The sequence below is a fragment of the Candidatus Nitrosotenuis uzonensis genome, assembly GCF_000723185.1.
Taxonomy (GTDB): Archaea; Thermoproteota; Nitrososphaeria; order Nitrososphaerales; family Nitrosopumilaceae; genus Nitrosotenuis; species Nitrosotenuis uzonensis.
Map to the genome: position 1 here is coordinate 42,622 of NZ_CBTY010000001.1, position 17,267 is coordinate 59,888.

The following is a 17,267-nucleotide window of genomic DNA, read 5'->3' on the forward strand; positions in this document are numbered from 1 at the left end:
AAAATGTTATGCAGCACGGATTTTCCTAAATTATTATTATGTGATTTTCCACAAGGTATTCTATTCCACGCAAAAAGTCCTCCTCTGTTATGTGTCCGTCAGAGTACCATCTTGCGTTGTTTTTGAACCAGTTGGGAATTGTGTTATCCGCGCCGCCTGCTACTGGAATGTGGCCATCGATTGTGATTATTCCCTGTTTTATGAGCTCAGATATCCTCGAAGCAAACTGCGCATCATCAATAGCACCTGTCGCCCACCATCTTGCATACTGTTTTACCCAGCTTGGGACCAGCACCTTTACCTCTTCTGGGACTCCTACCACATCATGTATGGTCTTTTCTGGGAACTGCAAGTCAAACCATTCCTGAAATGCAGCTTCGTGTGTGTATCGCTCGATATAATATTGTGGAGAGTACTGAGGGTCAGGAAATCCTGCAACATGTGTATGTCTGTAGCCTACTATCTCATATATGGTATGACCAGCAAATATGGAGTCAAACCATGCCTTGAATTCCGGCTCATTGTCATATCTGTCATAATAGTGCTGTGGCGGCTGCGTAATGTCTGGGAATCCCTTTATGGTTATTTTCGGTTTTACAGGCTGCATGGGCTGCACTTGCTTATTTTCTTCAACTGACTCTTGACGTACAGGTTTTGTGTATTGGAATGATTTTTCTGCAGTCTGTCCTTGGTATGATACCATAACCGTGTATGTGCCAGATTGCTGCCACTTTGGGCCTTCTGCCTCGAAGGTAGATGAGAATGAGCCTGACTGACTTGGGAATATCTGGTTTATGCCAACAATGTCTGTCTGGCTCCTGAGCTGTATTAACACAAACATGCCTTGCTCGTACTGAACTTTGCCGGAGATTCTGATAGTATCTCCTTCGATATATGATTGCTTGTCAAGCATGATGAGCGGCTCTGCAAAAGCATTTACAAATGAGACTAGTCCAAGAACCATTATCAACAACAAATATTTCATTATCTTCTAGTCCTATGTGGGTGTTCGTTGAAATTACATACTTAAGCATTATTCATGATTTGTGGTATGCTATGTGATCCAAATAGTTCCTATTCGTTAGAGATGTACGTTATACGATCTCGGACATATCTTGTTTTTTTGTTGTGTTTTTTGCGATCGCAGTACATACACTGACAGTAACAGAAATGTCTGGCCTAACAACTACGACAACGAGTAATGCTAGTTGAAGAGGAAAAGATAATCATCACTCACAATTCAGGCAATTAAACGCAGGGATCTACTTGAATCAAATGCAACGTCGATCTTGTGCTGACACCAAAATTTGGTAGCGGTTGCCTGCATATTTGACTGAGTGCATGGCAATCTTATTGTCAACCGTAGTTGGATGGCCATCTGACTAGGATACTGCGTATACTAAAAAGATGAAATTCGTTTTGTGAAATTTTTTTAAAAAAACCAAACATGTTTTAGCAGCTGCACGGATCGTGGTTATTAATCAGCATGAGAATCTAAACGCATGACTTCTATGAGCATTACGTCGTCAGAAGTGGAAAGTCAGATGGCACAAATCGGCATCATGACGCTTACAATAATAAACAAAAGGGGGAGGGTTATCGATTCTTTTGGCGAAGGCAAAATGAGCATCTCAAAGGAGAAAAAAGAGATGCTTTTCATACAGACTGCTCTCCAGTGCTCCATGCAAGATGAGCAAGACGACGACTTTGGAAAAATGCAATTCCTGCTGACAAAGCGTGACAAGTCAAAATTTGTATGCAAGCAGATAAGCAAGGACAGAATAGTGGTTGCAATTGCTACAAACCTTTCGGATGATATCGCAGTCATACAATATGTGGAAAACTTGAAAAAAATCTATGATCAGGCATATTCGGGTGTAAACACATGAACATTTATGATATGAAGCAGATACACTGTTATCGGTGCGGCAAGTTTATCGGAGAAATAGAGTTCGACGCTGAAATCACAATGCCATTATGCGGCAAGTGTTCCAACCCGATGCCTGAAAACGATGATAAAATAAGCTATATTGTTACTAAATATGGCAAATCATCTGATACAATCCCTGCATGATCTTGAGGTTCTATTCAACGAATATGCATTAATCTCATTATAATCATGCAAAAAATATGTCTCATTAATACGAGTAAATTTAATATTTGCTTAAAGTATGATATGCGCTAATGACAAAAACGATACTGTTTACTGCGTTCGTTTCTGCCATACTTTTCGGTACTGTAATATCACCCACTGCAAATGCAAATACAAATCTTGTTGTCAATGGAAGCTTTGAAGAGCCAAACATTCCATCAATCTCGTTTGCTGTGTTCGGCAGCATCCCGGGATGGATAACATCGTTTGGACCTGGAATTGAAATCCAAGACAACCCAACACTTGCATTTGATGGCGATCAATATGTGGAGCTAGACAGTCATCCAAATCCTGGAAACAGTGGAATGGCACAGACATTATCTACCGCACCAGGGACATTTTATGAACTCAGCTTTGCGTATACTCCAAGACCGGGGGTTTCAGCAGAATCAAATACAATTGAAGTCTATTGGGACGGCTCCTTAGTAGATACGCTTTCAGAGGATGGCATAGGTCTTACTAGCACAGATTGGAGTGTCAAAACATACACACTTGTCTCATCAAGCGGTTCTACTGTACTTGAATTTAGGGCGGCTGGAACACCTGAAACGCTGGGAGGCTTTATTGACGACGTAAGTGTCGTTGTAGCAACCTTTGAAGCTGACATAGACATCAAACCAGGAAGTGATCCAAACAGCGTAAATTGTAAATCAAAAGGCGTCGTACCAATTGGAATATACTCTGACGGTTCATTTGATGCGACAACAATTGATTTATCAAACATCACCATAAACGGCAAACCGGTAACAGAGGCGCATGGAATTTTACACATTGAAGATTTGAATGAAGATTCTATTGACGATGTTGTAATCCATGTAAATACATTTGATGTTTGTGCTGCAACAACCGTGGTTAGTGGGACAGAACCAGTTACAGTGGCAGGCTCTAATGCTAACGGACTGTTTGAAGGAACAGACAGCGTTAGAATTGTGAAAAGATAACCTTTTCTTCTTTTTTCTATTTTCTAATCGATGTAATGATGACGTAAATACACACTTTTAATGGATGATCGGGCATTCATTAAGTGTTGATTATTATGCAACGAAGATCATACGACGATCTGGATCCAAAGCTAGCTATGAAGTGATACTACCATATTCTATTCAACAATAAAAGTTGTAGTCCCAAGCGAAGGAATTGAACCTTCGACACTCCGGTTTCTGTGTGCCTAGTAGGCTGATTTCGGTTAGCCAATGGCCGACCACTACAGCCGGAAGCTCTACCAGGCTGAGCTAGCTTGGGACAAAAATTGTCGGCACACACTGCCATTAAATAACTATCGAAAGCATCGTATTGTCGATCTAAAAAATATTAAATAGCAAAAAGGACGGAAAATCTCGTTGTCGCAGACAATGCTTGATGGATATGCATGCGTCCCATACATGCATGATCATAGATCGATTGAAATCAAGGATGCGTGGTATGCATCAAACAACGTGGAAAACATGTTTTTTGTGACCGCCACCTTTTCCAGCGATAGCAAACCGTATTTTCCGTCCCATGCTAACCACTACCTGCTGGCCAAATTTTCAGATAATGCAAAAATTACAAAAGATATGGCAATGCATCCACAGGAAAAAACAGCATTTGTCTTTAACATAAGCAGCGAGCTTTTTGAGCGTGACGTGGAAGGCACAATGAACTTTGTTTCAGTGTATTATCTAGAATATTCAAAATCGGACGAAGATCTGTCCGATTTAGCAATGGTAGTATCAAAAAACGATCGTGTTAGCAAGGCTTCTACTGGAAACATGCTCACATTTTCCTCGGAACCGTCCAAATTCACATTCCCGTATAGTAACAATATGGTGGTGCTTGAGGTGTCCAGCCAGAAAAGCCATCAGAGTGTTAACAAATACTGCGAGATGACACGCCGTAACGTATGCAGAAAGGGAATAACAATGACCAACATGGTTGGACTATCAATTCTTGAAAAGCTAAAGTAGGATCTATCAGATCACAACTCGTTCAAAAATGTTAAATATTGATCAAAAATCTGTCTTGATATGAGCAAGCCTGCAGAACTTGGTTCACTAAAGATAGGCTCTTACATACTTTTACCAGTGGCGGATCAGCCAACTGGAGAGCCGTGCAGAATAATAGAATATGATACAAGCAAACCTGGAAAACACGGAGCAGCAAAGGCAAGGATCGTAGGTGTTGGTATATTTGACAATCAAAAGCGTCCGCACGTCAGTCCTGTGAGCCAGCAAGTCCATGTGCCACTGATTGACAAGAGAACCGGCCAGATAATCTCAATTACAGGCGAACAGGTCCAAGTGATGGACAATGAGACGTTTGAAACAGTCGACGTGCAGATGATAGATGACGAGGTTAAAGGCAAGCTTGAACAGGGTCAGATGGTCGAATACTGGAAGGTCATGGACCGAACCAAGATAATGCGAATCAAAAGCTAGATTCACTCTCATATCTGATATTCTGCTTGACAATACATAACGCAAAACTCCAAACATAGATGTGAGCAACGGACTCATTATGGCACGATTTCTTGATGGCTAAAGCAAGGCTCAGGCAAGCCGATTTACATACCGTATGATAGCCTAAAGGCATTACCATACCTTGGAATGCAAGATACTCGTGAACGGCAAGTTCTCATTTGGCAAAAATGCTCGGAAACTTGTAAAAAAAGAGAATTTCTTCAGGCATGCAATGAGATAAAAACCACACTTTTAATCTCTTGTAACTCTATCTGAATAAATAACGCGTAATGCCTGCCCACCTTGGATGCTGATGATGAGTTGGAAAAGCCATCTGAGCGTTGATGACGATTATGAGTGATGAGGCATCCGCCAATCCATATGTTTAGTTATTAGGCTCGCAACATGAAAATCAGATGAATCTTGCAGCGCTCTTTTCTGGAGGAAAAGACAGCACATTTTCAATATACAAAGCACAGCAACTAGGTCATCAGGTAGTCTGTCTGATAACAATAATGCCTCAGTCAGCTGAAAGTCATCTTTTACATCATCCAAATATTGGAACCACGGCACTTCAGGCTGAGTCTATGAATATTCCGCAGCTAATCATCGCATCAAATACTGAGGAAACACAAAAAGAGACTGAGCTGATAAAGTCGGCATTAATTGAAGCAAAAACAAAATACTCTATCAAAGGAATAGTTCACGGCGGGATACTGAGCGAATTTCAACGCTCCAAGTTTGAAAGTGTGGCAAAGGAACTCGAACTTGAAGTGATTGCGCCAATATGGAGATCTGATCAAAAACAGTATATGCACCAGCTGGTGGACCTTGGATTTGAATTCATAATAACATCTGTTTCATGTGATGGCCTTGACAGCTCATGGCTAGGCAAAAAAATAACAAAAACCAATATTGCAGAATTAGCATATCTTTCGGAAAAATACCACTTTAATCTAAGCTTTGAGGGAGGAGAAGCCGAAACATTCGTACTCAACTGTCCTTTATTTCACTGGCCAATTGCATTGGAAAAGACACGGTCAAGCTGGGACGGATACCGTGGAACCATTGAAATACTCCAAGCAAAATTAGAAAAATAATGCTAGATAATCTCAAGACAAGCCTCAGGGCGGCAATAAAGAAAATAGTAAACTCTTCTGGGGTAGATGAGGCACTAATCAAGGAACTGGCCAAGGACGTGCAGCGCGCACTGTTACAGGCTGACGTTAACGTCAAACTAGTACTAGAGATTACAAAAAACTTGGAATATCGCTCACTGAATGAAAATCCTCCACCCGGACTTTCACGAAAAGACCACATTGTGAAAATACTATACGACGAGCTTGCAAATCTTCTTGGCAAGGAAAACGAGTTCTCATTCAAGCCTGGCAAGCTCAACAAAGTACTGATGCTGGGCATCCAAGGAAGCGGCAAGACCACCTTGACAGGCAAGCTTGCAAAATTCCTAACAAAACAGGGATATAAAGTAGGGGTAATCGGGGCTGACACGTACCGACCTGGCGCTTTGGTACAGCTGAAAACAAACTGTGAGAAAGCAAACGTGGACGTGTATGGAGAGGAGGGAAACAAAGATTCTCCGGCAATAGTGAAAAACGGGCTCAAACACTTTGCCGACTCGGGGCTTGATATCATACTAATAGATACTGCAGGCAGACACAAGGAGGAAAAAGATCTCCTCGATGAAATGAAGGAGATAAGCAAGATCGCAGAGCCTGATCTCGCACTGCTTGTAATAGATGGTACGATTGGCCAGCAGTGCTACAGCCAAGCAGAATCATTCCACAAGACAGTGCCTGTCGGGGGAATAGTGATAACAAAGCTTGACAGCTCAGCAAAAGGTGGAGGAGCACTGGCGGCATCTGCTGCTACTGGCGCTAAGATAATGTATGTTGGAACCGGCGAACGAATAGACGACCTTGAGCTTTTCTCGCCAACAAGGTTTGTTGGCAGGCTTCTTGGCATGGGTGACATCCAGGCACTTCTTGATCTTGCAAAACGACTAGAATCAGAGGCAGATGATGTGCGCATGAAGAGAATCTCGTCTGGCAAAATGAATATGGATGATTTTTACTATCAACTAGAAGAAGTAACAAAGGTCGGCTCACTACGCGGCTTCCTTGATAGCATGCCTGGACTTTCAGGAATGGTAAAGGAGGATCAGCTAGACCAGATGGAAGGCCGAATACAAAAATGGCGTTTTATCATCCAGTCAATGACAAAACAGGAAAAAGCAGATCCTGATCTGCTTAACGCCTCAAGGATCAAAAGAATCGCAAGAGGATCTGGCTGGCCTGAACACGAAGTAAAAGAGCTTCTCAAAAATTATAAGAACTCCAAGGGCATGATGAAGGCAGCCAAGGGAAGGCAGATGCAAGGCTTTATGCGCAAGATGGGGCTTGGCTAGCAAAGAAAGAATACCAAGTATCTCAAATCGATAGTGTGAGCGGTAATCCATCTGACGTTCTTCATATATCAAGGAAAATACTTGGCGAATATGATCTATGCGATGACTGTCTTGGCAGACTGTTTGTAAAAAAACTGCATCTGCAATCAAACTCCCGCCTTGGAAAAAAACTACACGCGCTGCTCAGAAAAAAAACAATCAAATGTTATGTCTGCAAAAACCTCTTTGATTCATTAGAACATTACGTGGAAAAACTAGATCATATTTCAAAGGAATACGAATTTGAGACGTTCCTTGTGGGCGCCAAGATAAAGCCTTCCATTCTAGACCGTGATGACCAAATAAGATCCCAGTTCCAGCTAAGGGGAATCGATTCGATCAAGACTGCGATAACACGCCATCTTGCACGCCAATTCTCAAAAAAAACTGGGGCAACAGCAAATCCTGCGGAACCAGACGTAGTGTTCACGGTTGATTTCAAGGCCGACTCTTGCACTATCCAGTCAAAACCATTGTTTCTTTTTGGTAGGTACACCAAAAGCGTGCGGGGCGTACCACAAAAACAAAAGCCGTGCGAGAATTGCCTTGGAAAGGGATGCGTCACATGCAAACAACACGGTATGACGGAATTTGACAGTGTAGAAGGAATGATTTCAAAAATGCTATTTGAGAGATTCGGGGCAGTTCAGACAAAAATTACTTGGGTTGGGGGAGAGGATGCCACAAGCAAGGTGTTGGGTTCTGGAAGGCCGTTCTTTGTCAAGCTTATCAACCCAAAAAAGCGCAATATTCGAATGGAGAAAAAAATCACAACTGACAAAATCACTGTCCTAAATCTGAAAAAAATACCAAGACTGCCGGCAGGACCGGTATCCTTTATCTCTGATGTGACGCTTTTGATCTCATCCGAACAGCCACTATCTGACCAAACCCTCTCTAAACTTGACGAACTGCAGAAATCAAAGATAACAGTATACGAGGATTCCGGAAAAAGATCTGAAAAATCTGTGCGCAACGTACGATACCGCGCCGAATCTGATAACTTGCTTACTCTTTCAATGACTGCAGAGGGAGGTTTGCCCATGAAGCATTTTGTAAGCGGAGAGAATGTATTTCCAAACATCTCTGATCTGTTAGGTACAAAATGCCGGTGTGAAACATTCGATTTTGAAGAAATCTCGATAACAAACCAACACTTTTTACACCATGTCTGAGCAGATTTTTTATTGGATCATCTAGTAAAGGTCAGAGAGTCCTTTGAAAAAGGACTCATACCGCAGACCGTCTATGAGACAATCAAAGAAAGACTTTCTCTTGTCACAACTGGAATTGAAAGAATAGAGAGAGCATCTGGAACAAAATTTCCAATATACTATGTAGAGCCTTCGGCAATCCTGACAAGCTCACCTGATGTCACATTTGGCTACGGAATACTCTATGCAAGAACACTACCTGTATTCTTTGAGGAAAAGTTTCAAGTAATGATCCAGATATCCGCACCACTTGTGGCCTTTGGACTCAAGGGCACAATTCATGCTATTCTTGCTCATGAATTTTTACACTATCTTGAACTTGTAAGAAAGGCATCAAGAATGGAGATGCTCTCAGACGAGATATCTGCCAGTCTATTCGAGAACGTCTATGCAGACAGCACAAGACTGTTTGAAGCACGTGCAGTGTTCGACGACAAAACGCTGCTCACACACATTACAAAAAAATTTCCTACCGGCTTTAAAGACTATAAGCTTGAAGACAAGACAGAAAAACTATGGATATCAAAACAGCTTCCAGTGATTAACGTTGCACTTGACGCCAACACAGTAAAGCTGTCGGCAGAATCGCTGGCAAAAATATCATGGGATCCGCAATTGCTCGAAAAAATAAAAGAATACGAAACACGCGAATCAAAACTTAGGAAGAAAAAAATCTACTGATTAAACTCTGTAAGTCCACACTTGCCGCAAGTGCGCCTGTTCTTGTGCTCTGACATAAAGACCCCTTTACCACAACGTGAGCAGACCTTATGCAGTCGCGTCACCTTGCTTCCGTCTACTTTATAGTAAGCTGCAATGCCGGCCACCTTTTTAGCTTCTTTCTTTCCTGCCATTACGCTGCTACCTCTTCTTTCTTTTCCTCAGCTGGTGGTGTTGCTTTTGCCTTTGCCTTTTCCAGCCTTGCAAAGATCACGGGGTTTACCTGTTTTTTTGCAAGTCCTTCATCATCGTATACATAGAATGTTCCTGTAACTTCTTGCGTACCACTATGAGTTTTCATATTAATTGGAATGATCACCTTGCCGTCAAGCTTGAACTGTTTTGCGATCATATCGGCAGCTTCCAGTTTTTTGAGCTTACCGCCAAGTCCCTTGAAGGTGCAAACAAGCTCACGTCTTGCAAGAAACGTATTGTTGACATCGCTTACGGTCTCTATTATTGACATGTATTCCACCTCGATTAACCATTTCATATAAATCTTCAATCTGACCGCAAGAAGGAATTTAAGAAAAACCATGTCATTGGAGATAATGGACAGGTTCATGCTACACCTGAAGAACACCGGATTTGCGCCTTCTGATACAACCAAACTCCTCGCCGATGCAAGAAGTCTTGCTGCAGGATTTGATGCCACAATACGTGATTGCCGTGTCGCAACAAAATACGTCGAATTTGACGTATCAATAGACAAATCGCATATGAACAGCCTTGTCGAGAAGCTAAAACCCATTGCAGATATTGATCATGCAAGGCAGGTGATAGAAGAGCACCTTGAAAAGAACGAGGCAGTCAAGCTCGGGGTCTTTTACTTTAACGAGGAGAGATTCTGGGAGGCACACGAAGTACTTGAAGGAGTCTGGAAAAAATGCTTTGAAGGCGAAAGGGATCTGGTGCAGGGAATCATACTTGTTGCAGCAGCCTTTGTACATTATCAAAAAGATGAGACATCAATATGCCTCTCTGTGCTTGGTAGAGCACTTGATAAACTCGCAAACGCGACAGGAACCTATCATAATATCAATATAGATCTGTTGCGGAACAACATCAAATCAATTATTAGTTCTGGGAATATCTCGCTTTTCTCTATTTGATCATCTGTAGCGCCGTCTTGAGCACTTGGGCCCCTTCCAAAAGTCCAATACTTCCTATTTTTGCATTTTTTTCCGTAAACCTCATACTATTGTCTTTTTTGACCATGTCACCTGATACCAAAACCGGAACAGGATCATCACTGTGTCCTTTGTTTATACACGGTGTTGAGTGATCCGCAGATATGACCACTGCAACCTTGCCAGTATCTATATTCTCAAGCAATGTGCCAAAAAATCTCCTGTCTATTTCTTCAATGTTTTTCATCTTACCTAGTGCATCCCCGTCGTGCCCGAATTCATCCGGTCCTTTCAGGTGTACATATATGGCATTCTCTGTCTCCATGGCCTTTGCGGCAACACGCGCTTTTTCTTCATAGTCAGTCAGTCCACCAGCATTGAACGTCTTCATCTTGAGAATCTCTGCGATTCCTATCTCTACTGGCATGTCTACAATACATGAAAATCTAAGCGAGTACAGCTCGTTTATGGGAACTGTCTTTGGGTAATGGTTTCCGGCGTCACGCAAAAGAATGCTGTTGAGAAGCTTTTTGCCCTGCTCCCTTCGTTTCTTGTTTGTGGGACTATCACATAGTATTCTGAGCGATTGCTCGGTGAACTCGTTAACCAGTTTAGCTGTCAACGACGCATTAGGTATGTCTTTGAGCGGCAGGCATCTCTCAATCTTCAAATAATCCCCTACTGCCTTTGCAATTCCCATTCCGTCCACCCTGGAATATGCCGGATCAGTGTTTGTAATTTCTGCAGAAAGTTGCTTTCCATCACACCGTATTCTCACTACTACTCTATGGCCTATTGTGGGCGCAACGACCACTGAAGCGCCTGGAACTGAGAATTTGATCTTTTCCTCAATCTCATTTGAAACTGCTACAGCGTCCTCTCTCTCTATCTTTCTGCCCGCCCTTCTATCTATTATGATTCCATCATCATCGAGCGTGGCAAAGTTTCCTCTAAGCGCCAAGTCCCCATCTCTAAAATCTATGCCCGTGCCAACGGCTTCAATTACTCCCCTTCCAGCATACTCGGAATGCTGAAACTTGTAACCTAACATGTTAAAGACTGCAATATCTGATTCCGGAGCAATACCCTTTCCTACGGAGATTACCTCGCCCATGGCACCATTTCTTGCAAGTCTGTCAAGATTTGGTGTACTTGCATGATCTAGTGGTGTTGTGCCCTTCAGATCTGGATGCGGAAGATCCCCGACACCATCAAGCAAAACATAAACCATCTTTACACTAGAATTTGCATCCATCATAAACTCACTTGATTTTTGCATATGCAAGATCACTTTAAACTTTCCAGAAAATTCACAATACATGCGATCATTCAAAAAAGGTTTTATCATGCACGTAATCATAGTAACGAGTATGGGGAGCATGAGAAAAGACTACATCTCTGAAAGGTTTGTGATAGTGTCCCCGAACGAGGCGCCCTCTGAAGAGACAAAAAAATGCTCATTTTGTCCTGGAAACGAATCGATGACAAATCCCTCACTTTTATCACTTGTCGCAAAGGACGGCATGCTGCAAAGACTACAGGACAGCGAGGACAACTATGTCGAGGATTGGACGGTACGAGTCTTTGAATCAAAGTTCCCCGCAGTATCAACTTCGGCGGAAAACTCGTATTCTGAGAGGCCGCTGTACTCTGAGCCGGCATACGGATACCATTATGTAGTAGTAGCATCAGAAAAGCACAAAGAGTCGCTTTCCACAATACCTGTGGAGCAGTGGTCCAACATCCTGGTAGTAATACAGGACAGGCTCAGATGGCTCTACACGCAGCGCGGCGTAACTTATGTATCAATTTATGTGAACCACGGCAAGGAGGCTGGCAGCACCACGTCGCATCCGCACATCAACATGGTGACATTTTCCACTATTCCGCCTCTCATTGAGGCTGAGGCAGAATCATCGCACAGAATTCTCAACGAAAAGGGTACATGCCCTCTATGCCAAACTGTCAATGCCGAGACTGGAGGTCCAAGACAGATACTGCAGACAGAAGGGTTCTTGGCGTTCTGCCCATGGGCGCCGTCGCACCCCTACGAGTTCTGGATATGCCCAAAAAAACACACAACAAGCTTCTCAAAGATCACTCAGAAGGAAATAAACGATCTCTCACTCATACTGCGCGCAACGCTTGGAGGCCTGACAACGTCGCTCAAGAACGTTTCATACAATCTTGTATTCCATCTCTCACCTGAAAAGAAAAACTCACGGCAGATTCACTGGCACATAGAGGTGTATCCACTGACCTCCGCCTGGTCCGGACTTGAGAGAGGATATGGTGTATTCCTCAATTCCATTGCACCCGAAAAGGCAGCAGAGCAGCTCGGAGCCGCATGCAGAAAAGAGCTTGCAGGACTTGTCGGCATAGTCTAGCCGCACACCGTTTATTTATCTACAAATCACTCCATGATACATGGCAGTAGAAAAATACCTTGCAGTGGCAAGCCTTGGATTATTCATAATGTTCGGTGGAGAAATTAACACACTTTACAATTATCTCATCAATCCAAAATACGAGGTAGAGCCTGAACCGCAAATACTAATGTACATCTCAATTGGGGCCGCACCTGCAATGAGCGTTGCTGGCACTGCATTCTTTCTCTCAAAGAGGTATGGCTCCAGACCTGTTGGCTCGCTGATAATAGCTGGAGGCGTAGCACTATTTGCAGGCATGTATCATGCTAATACGCTTGTGCCTCAAATAGACAAAAACTATGTTGTGTTTGCAGTGGAGATAATTCCACCACTGTTCATGGCAGTTTCGTTTGCCGTGATGGGAGTTGGCGCTTGGCTACTGAAGACAAGACCTCGGCCTGTCAAAGAATATTTCTAGTGATCAAAGCGCATTCCATACGAATGGGCCTTAAAACCAATCTTCTCGTAAAACGGTTTTACCTTCCTGTCGCAATCAAGAATGGTCTTGTAGCATCCCTTGGACTTTGCGTACATGAGGGCTGATCTGATAATCTTCTCGCCTATTCCAAGGCCCTGCATCTGCTTTGCCACCACGACATCCTCAATATGCCCTACCTTGCCACCATTATGAATGAACTTTTGCTCTATTATCAGCGTGGTCGAGCCGACAATCATGCCGTCCTTTTCGGCAACGAAAATCACATGATCTGGGTTTGATGCTATCTTTTTTAAAATCGCATCCGCACGCCCCCTGCTAATATTGCTTGCAGTACGAAGGCTGTCAAGTGACTCTAGGAACCCCTTCTGCAGGTCAGAGCGTCTTATTTTTCGTATAACTAATTTAGATCTTGCCAAGTTTTTCACGGAACTGCTCGTATGCCTTCTTGTACGATGCCTTGTCTCCTATGTCGATAAACCCATTCTTTGCAATAAAACTGCCTACAATTTTCTTTCTTGCAAGTGCCTTCTTTATTACATCATCCATGCCAAACGGCCTGCTCTGCGGTATGAGTGAGAATACGCCGGGTTCCATAACATAGCATCCTATGTTTATGTTGGCAGTTATCTCTGGTTTTTCGTTCCATGCAGTGACTCTGCCGTTCTTTGCAGTCTCTATGACTCCATACTTTATGTTGGTTTTGTATTTGTGGAGACTCATCGTTATGAATGCATTTTTCGATTTATGCTGATTTATCATCTGCCTTAGGTTAAAGTTGAAAATGGAATCACCGTACACGCAAACAAAAGTGTCGTTGATAAACGGTTCAGCCGTCTTTAGCTGGCCTGCTGTAGCAAGAGGCCTGTCTGCGACGGCATATTCTATCTTGACTCCAAACCTCCCACCGTCCTCAAAATAGTCCTCGATGGTCTTTCTTAGGTAGCTCACGCAAAGCACCATGTCTGTTATCTTGTTACGCCTTATCCAGGAAATCAGGTGCTCAAGGAGCGGCTTTTCTCCAAGTGGCAGCATGGGCTTTGGAAGGAACGTAGTGTACGGCTGCAGCCTAGTGCCAAGGCCTCCTGCTAAAATTACTGCCTTCACAGCACTTATGATGCTGCTGGGTATTTATGTTAAATTACAAAATTATGCTCACTTGGAATCTAGAACTTTGAGCTTGGCAAGCACATTACTAGGACTGGTTCCAAACACTATGATCATGGGCTCCTTTCCCACATCGCCTGTATGATACACGGCATCAGGGGCAGTATCAAGATTCCTGATTGCGTTTTTAATCCCCCACAGTATGGTGTGGTTCTCAGCTTTCTTTGTTCTTGCCGGCTCTTTTTTCCTATCATATCTTGCAACCTTGTATCCTGCACCAACAAATCTATCCACCGTCTTTGCATCATATTTTATATTGAGAGCCGCCCTTACATGCGGGAATTTTTCTTGCATTGCCATCACGGCGGACGCAACATGCCTTGAGCCACCATATTCTAACCTGCCTGCCAGTGTTACACTATATCCTGTCCTCACTATCCTGCCTGCAACTCCTATGATGTCGTCAACTGAAGACGCGCCTATCTTTGCATAAACAAAATTTGTCTGAACTTCTGGTATGAGTCGCCACGCGTCAGGGATACTCTGGAATCTCCTTATCGCGCCGGCAAGCCTGTGCATCATAACATCATCTGGCAGAGCTATCCTGACGCCTCTGCCGATGGCCTTGGCTGAGCGGATTGCCCCAATGGTAAATGACTTGGCTTGTCTTGCCGCAGTAAAAAGATCCTTCTTGTTTCCAAGCCAATACGCAAGCGCAAACGAAAAATTGCATCCGCTTCCATGGGTCTGCCAGTCTATCTTGCGGCCCGTAACTATGGCCTCCATCCCATCTTGGTATACGTAATCAATTATCTTGTTTTTCTCAAACTCGCATCCTGTTATTATCACACTTTTGGCTCCCATTTCCGTGATCTTTTTTGCTGTGTCTTTTGCGCTCTTCAGATCTGTTATTCTTGTGCCTGCTAGCACCTCGGCCTCCGCCACGTTTGGCGTAATCGCGGTCGCAAGCGGAACAAGATATTTTCTGTAGGCAGCTAGGGCGGATTTTTTAAGAAGTACACCTCCAGTAGTTGACCTGATCACAGGATCTATTACTATTGGAGATGTCATACCAGTCAGTGCTGAGCGGATCTGACGTATTGCTCCTGAATCATACACCATGCCTATGCTTACTGCATCAACTGCAAAATCAGAGATAATAGAATCAATTTGCATTCGTAGCGTCCTTGCCGACACGGGCTGGACATCAAAAAATTTTGCAGAGTTTTGCGAAGTTACCGCCGTGACAACACCAAAGCAATAGGCACCAAGAGCGGCTGCCGCCCTGATATCCGATTGTATTCCTGCCCCCGATGACGGATCCGAGCCGCCTATAGCTAAAACATTCACAATACACCCTTGGCAGCCGTCATGTATAGTTTTTTATCACTGCAAGGACAATGCTATTTAACATCTACCCGTTCACTATTGTTTAAATCTGGTAATCCCATACTGATACCATGGGAACACAGCTTGCCGCCGCAAGACGGGGAGTGATCACAGATGAGATGAAGCAGGTGGCACGCGATGAGGATGTCACCACAGAATGGCTCCGCTCGCGCATTGCGACAGGCTCAATTATAATCCCGGCAAACAATACACGAAAACAAAAAGTCCACCGGGTGGGGATAGGCAAGGGACTCAAGACCAAAGTCAACGTCAACATAGGCACATCCACTCTCAAAGTTGATCTTGATGAGGAGATACAAAAAGCCAAAGTCGCAGTAAAGCACCACTCTGATACAATAATGGACCTCTCAGATGGCGGCGATGTGCGAAAAATAAGACAGGCACTTCTTGAGGCAGCGCCGATCACGTTCGGAACCGTTCCGATCTACGAAGCATACAACAACGCTATCGAAAAGCACAAGAACCCCATGGAGCTGACCGAGGATGACTTTCTTAACGCCTTTGAGAACAACGCCAAAGACGGCGTGGACTATACCACAATACACTCTGGGATATCCAAAGAGATTGCCAAGAGGATATTGAAGGTGCAAAGGTACGGTGGCGTAGTAAGCAAGGGCGGTACCATCACTGCAGCGTGGATGCTAAAATACGACAAGGAAAACCCGTACATTACTCATTATGATTATCTTATGGAGATTGCAAAAAAATATGACGTTACGTTCAGCCTCGGTGATGCACTAAGGCCCGGCTCAATACTTGACTCGCACGATGAGCTCCAGGTACAGGAGATGATAAACATCTCGCGGCTCGTCAAGCGTGCACACGAACATGACATACAGGTTATGGTAGAAGGACCAGGACACGTGCCGCTAAACGAGGTGGCAGCAAACGTCCGTCTCGCAAAATCGCTTATCGGGGACGTGCCATATTATGTCTTGGGCCCGCTGGTCACCGACATAGCATCAGGATATGATCATATATCAAGTGCGATAGGTGCAGCTATTGCTGCAAGTGAGGGGGTAGACCTATTGTGCTATCTTACACCTGCTGAACACCTGGCGCTTCCAAATACGGAGGAGGTACGCGCCGGCTTGATCGCCTACAGGATTGCTGCACATGCGGGAGATCTTGTCAAGCTTCGCGAAAAGGCCATAATTTGGGATGCCAAGATGACTGAGGCAAGACGCACACTTGACTGGGAAAGACAGATATCACTTTCAATAGATCCGGAGGAAGCAGCGCGTATCCACAATAGGACGGGCCAACACACCGGCAACAACGTTCCATGTACGATGTGCGGCGGTGCATGTGTGTACATAATGCTGCCCCAGCAGCGAAAATACACAAAGGACGAACAAAACCTACAACAAGTTGAACAGGACGTCAGCTAGGCTGGGCACAGTCTGATATCTGTAAATCTCTTTTGGCTCTATCCACACGTATGAACTGTTCTCCCAGTTCAGCGAGATCCTAGGATTCTCTATCTCAAAGAGAAACGGAAAGATCACCCATTGGTGGTCCGGATACTGCGGCGATGAGACTGCCATCTCCTTTCCTGCCTTTAACAGCCTGATTGATTGGCTGTCTATGCCGATTTCCTCGTAAATCTCTATCTTTGCACGAGAAAGCGGATCCTCATTCCCCTCTATTATACCGCTCACTCCTCCCCACAGCCCTTTCATGCTCTTTACTTTCTCACTTCTCCTAAGAAGCAAAAACTTTTCGTTACTTGTGACAAAAGATGTTACTATTCTTGTAGAACGCATT

The 17,267-nt window shown here is 43.9% G+C and carries 21 protein-coding genes and 1 tRNA gene; 13 read left to right on the forward strand and 9 right to left on the reverse strand.

Going from position 1 to position 17,267, the window contains the following annotated elements:
• Positions 1-25: 25 nt before the first annotated feature.
• The gene (locus NITUZ_RS00275) at positions 26-964 is read right to left on the reverse strand and encodes a hypothetical protein (RefSeq protein ID WP_155991143.1); all 939 of its coding nucleotides are present in this window, start codon (positions 962-964) and stop codon (positions 26-28) included.
• Positions 965-1,511: 547 nt separating this feature from the next.
• Between NITUZ_RS00275 and NITUZ_RS00280 the strand changes: the two genes are divergently transcribed.
• From NITUZ_RS00280 to NITUZ_RS09595, 3 genes are all read left to right on the forward strand, one after another.
• The gene (locus NITUZ_RS00280; protein WP_048194024.1) at positions 1,512-1,889 is read left to right on the forward strand and encodes a hypothetical protein; all 378 of its coding nucleotides are present in this window, start codon (positions 1,512-1,514) and stop codon (positions 1,887-1,889) included.
• Positions 1,886-2,074 (forward strand): hypothetical protein, encoded by a 189-nt coding sequence (locus tag NITUZ_RS00285; protein ID WP_048194026.1) that lies wholly within the window; start codon positions 1,886-1,888, stop codon positions 2,072-2,074. Before NITUZ_RS00280 ends, NITUZ_RS00285 begins: the two co-directional genes overlap by 4 nt.
• Positions 2,075-2,184: 110 nt before the next feature.
• On the forward strand, positions 2,185-3,093 hold the full coding sequence (locus tag NITUZ_RS09595; RefSeq protein WP_052370012.1) for a DUF642 domain-containing protein: 909 nt from the start codon (positions 2,185-2,187) through the stop codon (positions 3,091-3,093).
• A gap of 181 nt (positions 3,094-3,274) precedes the next feature.
• Here NITUZ_RS09595 and NITUZ_RS09900 read toward each other — a convergent pair.
• Positions 3,275-3,394: transfer RNA gene (locus tag NITUZ_RS09900), tRNA-Tyr, on the reverse strand.
• Between the two features lie 92 nt (positions 3,395-3,486).
• On the opposite strand from NITUZ_RS09900, the gene NITUZ_RS00295 reads away from it, so the two are divergent.
• From NITUZ_RS00295 to NITUZ_RS00320, 6 genes are all read left to right on the forward strand, one after another.
• Positions 3,487-4,098 carry a hypothetical protein gene (locus NITUZ_RS00295; RefSeq protein WP_420887302.1) on the forward strand — a complete coding sequence of 204 codons (612 nt, stop codon included), beginning with the start codon at positions 3,487-3,489 and terminating at the stop codon, positions 4,096-4,098.
• Positions 4,099-4,158: 60 nt separating this feature from the next.
• Positions 4,159-4,569, forward strand: coding sequence for a translation initiation factor IF-5A (locus NITUZ_RS00300; RefSeq protein ID WP_048194028.1), 411 nt, complete (start codon positions 4,159-4,161; stop codon positions 4,567-4,569).
• Between the two features lie 437 nt (positions 4,570-5,006).
• Positions 5,007-5,690: a diphthine--ammonia ligase gene (locus NITUZ_RS00305; RefSeq protein WP_048194030.1), complete on the forward strand. Its 684-nt coding sequence runs from the start codon at positions 5,007-5,009 to the stop codon at positions 5,688-5,690.
• Positions 5,687-7,015, forward strand: a complete 1,329-nt coding sequence (locus NITUZ_RS00310) for a signal recognition particle receptor subunit alpha (protein ID WP_420887303.1) — start codon at positions 5,687-5,689, stop codon at positions 7,013-7,015. Before NITUZ_RS00305 ends, NITUZ_RS00310 begins: the two co-directional genes overlap by 4 nt.
• A 35-nt stretch (positions 7,016-7,050) precedes the next feature.
• A complete protein-coding gene (locus NITUZ_RS00315) occupies positions 7,051-8,229 on the forward strand; it encodes a tRNA pseudouridine(54/55) synthase Pus10 (protein WP_081844805.1) in 1,179 nt (392 codons plus the stop codon).
• Between the two features lie 12 nt (positions 8,230-8,241).
• Positions 8,242-8,949: a hypothetical protein gene (locus tag NITUZ_RS00320; protein ID WP_048194035.1), complete on the forward strand. Its 708-nt coding sequence runs from the start codon at positions 8,242-8,244 to the stop codon at positions 8,947-8,949.
• Here NITUZ_RS00320 and NITUZ_RS00325 read toward each other — a convergent pair.
• On the reverse strand, positions 8,943-9,122 hold the full coding sequence (locus NITUZ_RS00325; RefSeq protein ID WP_048194036.1) for a 30S ribosomal protein S27ae: 180 nt from the start codon (positions 9,120-9,122) through the stop codon (positions 8,943-8,945). The genes NITUZ_RS00320 and NITUZ_RS00325 overlap by 7 nt on opposite strands.
• Complete coding sequence (locus tag NITUZ_RS00330) at positions 9,122-9,454, reverse strand: eS24 family ribosomal protein (protein ID WP_048194118.1); 333 nt, start codon at positions 9,452-9,454, stop codon at positions 9,122-9,124. Before NITUZ_RS00330 ends, NITUZ_RS00325 begins: the two co-directional genes overlap by 1 nt.
• A 70-nt stretch (positions 9,455-9,524) precedes the next feature.
• Between NITUZ_RS00330 and NITUZ_RS00335 the strand changes: the two genes are divergently transcribed.
• Positions 9,525-10,100: a DUF309 domain-containing protein gene (locus NITUZ_RS00335; protein WP_048194038.1), complete on the forward strand. Its 576-nt coding sequence runs from the start codon at positions 9,525-9,527 to the stop codon at positions 10,098-10,100.
• Here NITUZ_RS00335 and NITUZ_RS00340 read toward each other — a convergent pair.
• Positions 10,093-11,397: a BPG-independent phosphoglycerate mutase family protein gene (locus tag NITUZ_RS00340; RefSeq protein ID WP_244443772.1), complete on the reverse strand. Its 1,305-nt coding sequence runs from the start codon at positions 11,395-11,397 to the stop codon at positions 10,093-10,095. The two genes, NITUZ_RS00335 and NITUZ_RS00340, sit on opposite strands and share 8 nt — an antisense overlap.
• A gap of 91 nt (positions 11,398-11,488) precedes the next feature.
• Here NITUZ_RS00340 and NITUZ_RS00345 point away from each other — a divergent pair, with 91 nt between their 5' ends.
• Both NITUZ_RS00345 and NITUZ_RS00350 read left to right on the forward strand, forming a co-directional pair.
• Positions 11,489-12,505, forward strand: coding sequence for a galactose-1-phosphate uridylyltransferase (locus NITUZ_RS00345; protein ID WP_048194040.1), 1,017 nt, complete (start codon positions 11,489-11,491; stop codon positions 12,503-12,505).
• A 40-nt stretch (positions 12,506-12,545) separates the two neighbouring features.
• Positions 12,546-12,965 carry a hypothetical protein gene (locus NITUZ_RS00350; protein WP_048194042.1) on the forward strand — a complete coding sequence of 140 codons (420 nt, stop codon included), beginning with the start codon at positions 12,546-12,548 and terminating at the stop codon, positions 12,963-12,965.
• On the opposite strand, the gene NITUZ_RS00355 is transcribed toward NITUZ_RS00350, so the two are convergent.
• Genes NITUZ_RS00355 through thiD form a run of 3 tightly spaced genes read right to left on the reverse strand, consistent with a single transcriptional unit; the run spans position 12,962 to position 15,440 of the window.
• Positions 12,962-13,402, reverse strand: a complete 441-nt coding sequence (locus tag NITUZ_RS00355; RefSeq protein ID WP_048194126.1) for a GNAT family N-acetyltransferase — start codon at positions 13,400-13,402, stop codon at positions 12,962-12,964. The two genes, NITUZ_RS00350 and NITUZ_RS00355, sit on opposite strands and share 4 nt — an antisense overlap.
• Complete coding sequence (locus NITUZ_RS00360) at positions 13,389-14,090, reverse strand: nucleotidyltransferase family protein (protein WP_048194044.1); 702 nt, start codon at positions 14,088-14,090, stop codon at positions 13,389-13,391. The genes NITUZ_RS00355 and NITUZ_RS00360 overlap by 14 nt, the downstream gene beginning before the upstream one ends.
• Positions 14,091-14,138: 48 nt before the next feature.
• The gene (gene thiD / locus NITUZ_RS00365) at positions 14,139-15,440 is read right to left on the reverse strand and encodes a bifunctional hydroxymethylpyrimidine kinase/phosphomethylpyrimidine kinase (RefSeq protein WP_048194046.1); all 1,302 of its coding nucleotides are present in this window, start codon (positions 15,438-15,440) and stop codon (positions 14,139-14,141) included.
• Positions 15,441-15,550: 110 nt separating this feature from the next.
• Here thiD and thiC point away from each other — a divergent pair, with 110 nt between their 5' ends.
• Positions 15,551-16,891: a phosphomethylpyrimidine synthase ThiC gene (gene thiC, locus NITUZ_RS00370; RefSeq protein ID WP_048194049.1), complete on the forward strand. Its 1,341-nt coding sequence runs from the start codon at positions 15,551-15,553 to the stop codon at positions 16,889-16,891.
• Here the strand turns inward: thiC and NITUZ_RS00375 are convergent.
• A complete protein-coding gene (locus tag NITUZ_RS00375; protein WP_048194051.1) occupies positions 16,862-17,266 on the reverse strand; it encodes an NUDIX domain-containing protein in 405 nt (134 codons plus the stop codon). The genes thiC and NITUZ_RS00375 overlap by 30 nt on opposite strands.
• Position 17,267 lies beyond the last annotated feature (1 nt).

Bases quoted from the DNA above. Each gene is read 5' to 3' on its own strand.
- NITUZ_RS09595 (WP_052370012.1), top strand. From the start codon at position 2,185: ATGACAAAAACGATACTGTTTACTGCGTTCGTTTCTGCCATACTTTTC.
- NITUZ_RS00335 (WP_048194038.1), top strand. From the start codon at position 9,525: ATGTCATTGGAGATAATGGACAGGTTCATGCTACACCTGAAGAACACC.
- NITUZ_RS00350 (WP_048194042.1), top strand. From the start codon at position 12,546: ATGGCAGTAGAAAAATACCTTGCAGTGGCAAGCCTTGGATTATTCATA.
- NITUZ_RS00330 (WP_048194118.1), bottom strand. From the start codon at position 9,454: ATGTCAATAATAGAGACCGTAAGCGATGTCAACAATACGTTTCTTGCA.
- NITUZ_RS00340 (WP_244443772.1), bottom strand. From the start codon at position 11,397: ATGCAAAAATCAAGTGAGTTTATGATGGATGCAAATTCTAGTGTAAAG.
- NITUZ_RS00345 (WP_048194040.1), top strand. From the start codon at position 11,489: ATGGGGAGCATGAGAAAAGACTACATCTCTGAAAGGTTTGTGATAGTG.
- NITUZ_RS00300 (WP_048194028.1), top strand. From the start codon at position 4,159: ATGAGCAAGCCTGCAGAACTTGGTTCACTAAAGATAGGCTCTTACATA.
- NITUZ_RS00305 (WP_048194030.1), top strand. From the start codon at position 5,007: ATGAATCTTGCAGCGCTCTTTTCTGGAGGAAAAGACAGCACATTTTCA.
- NITUZ_RS00280 (WP_048194024.1), top strand. From the start codon at position 1,512: ATGAGCATTACGTCGTCAGAAGTGGAAAGTCAGATGGCACAAATCGGC.
- NITUZ_RS00325 (WP_048194036.1), bottom strand. From the start codon at position 9,122: ATGGCAGGAAAGAAAGAAGCTAAAAAGGTGGCCGGCATTGCAGCTTAC.
- thiC (WP_048194049.1), top strand. From the start codon at position 15,551: ATGGGAACACAGCTTGCCGCCGCAAGACGGGGAGTGATCACAGATGAG.
- NITUZ_RS00375 (WP_048194051.1), bottom strand. From the start codon at position 17,266: ATGCGTTCTACAAGAATAGTAACATCTTTTGTCACAAGTAACGAAAAG.
- NITUZ_RS00285 (WP_048194026.1), top strand. From the start codon at position 1,886: ATGAACATTTATGATATGAAGCAGATACACTGTTATCGGTGCGGCAAG.
- NITUZ_RS00275 (WP_155991143.1), bottom strand. From the start codon at position 964: ATGGTTCTTGGACTAGTCTCATTTGTAAATGCTTTTGCAGAGCCGCTC.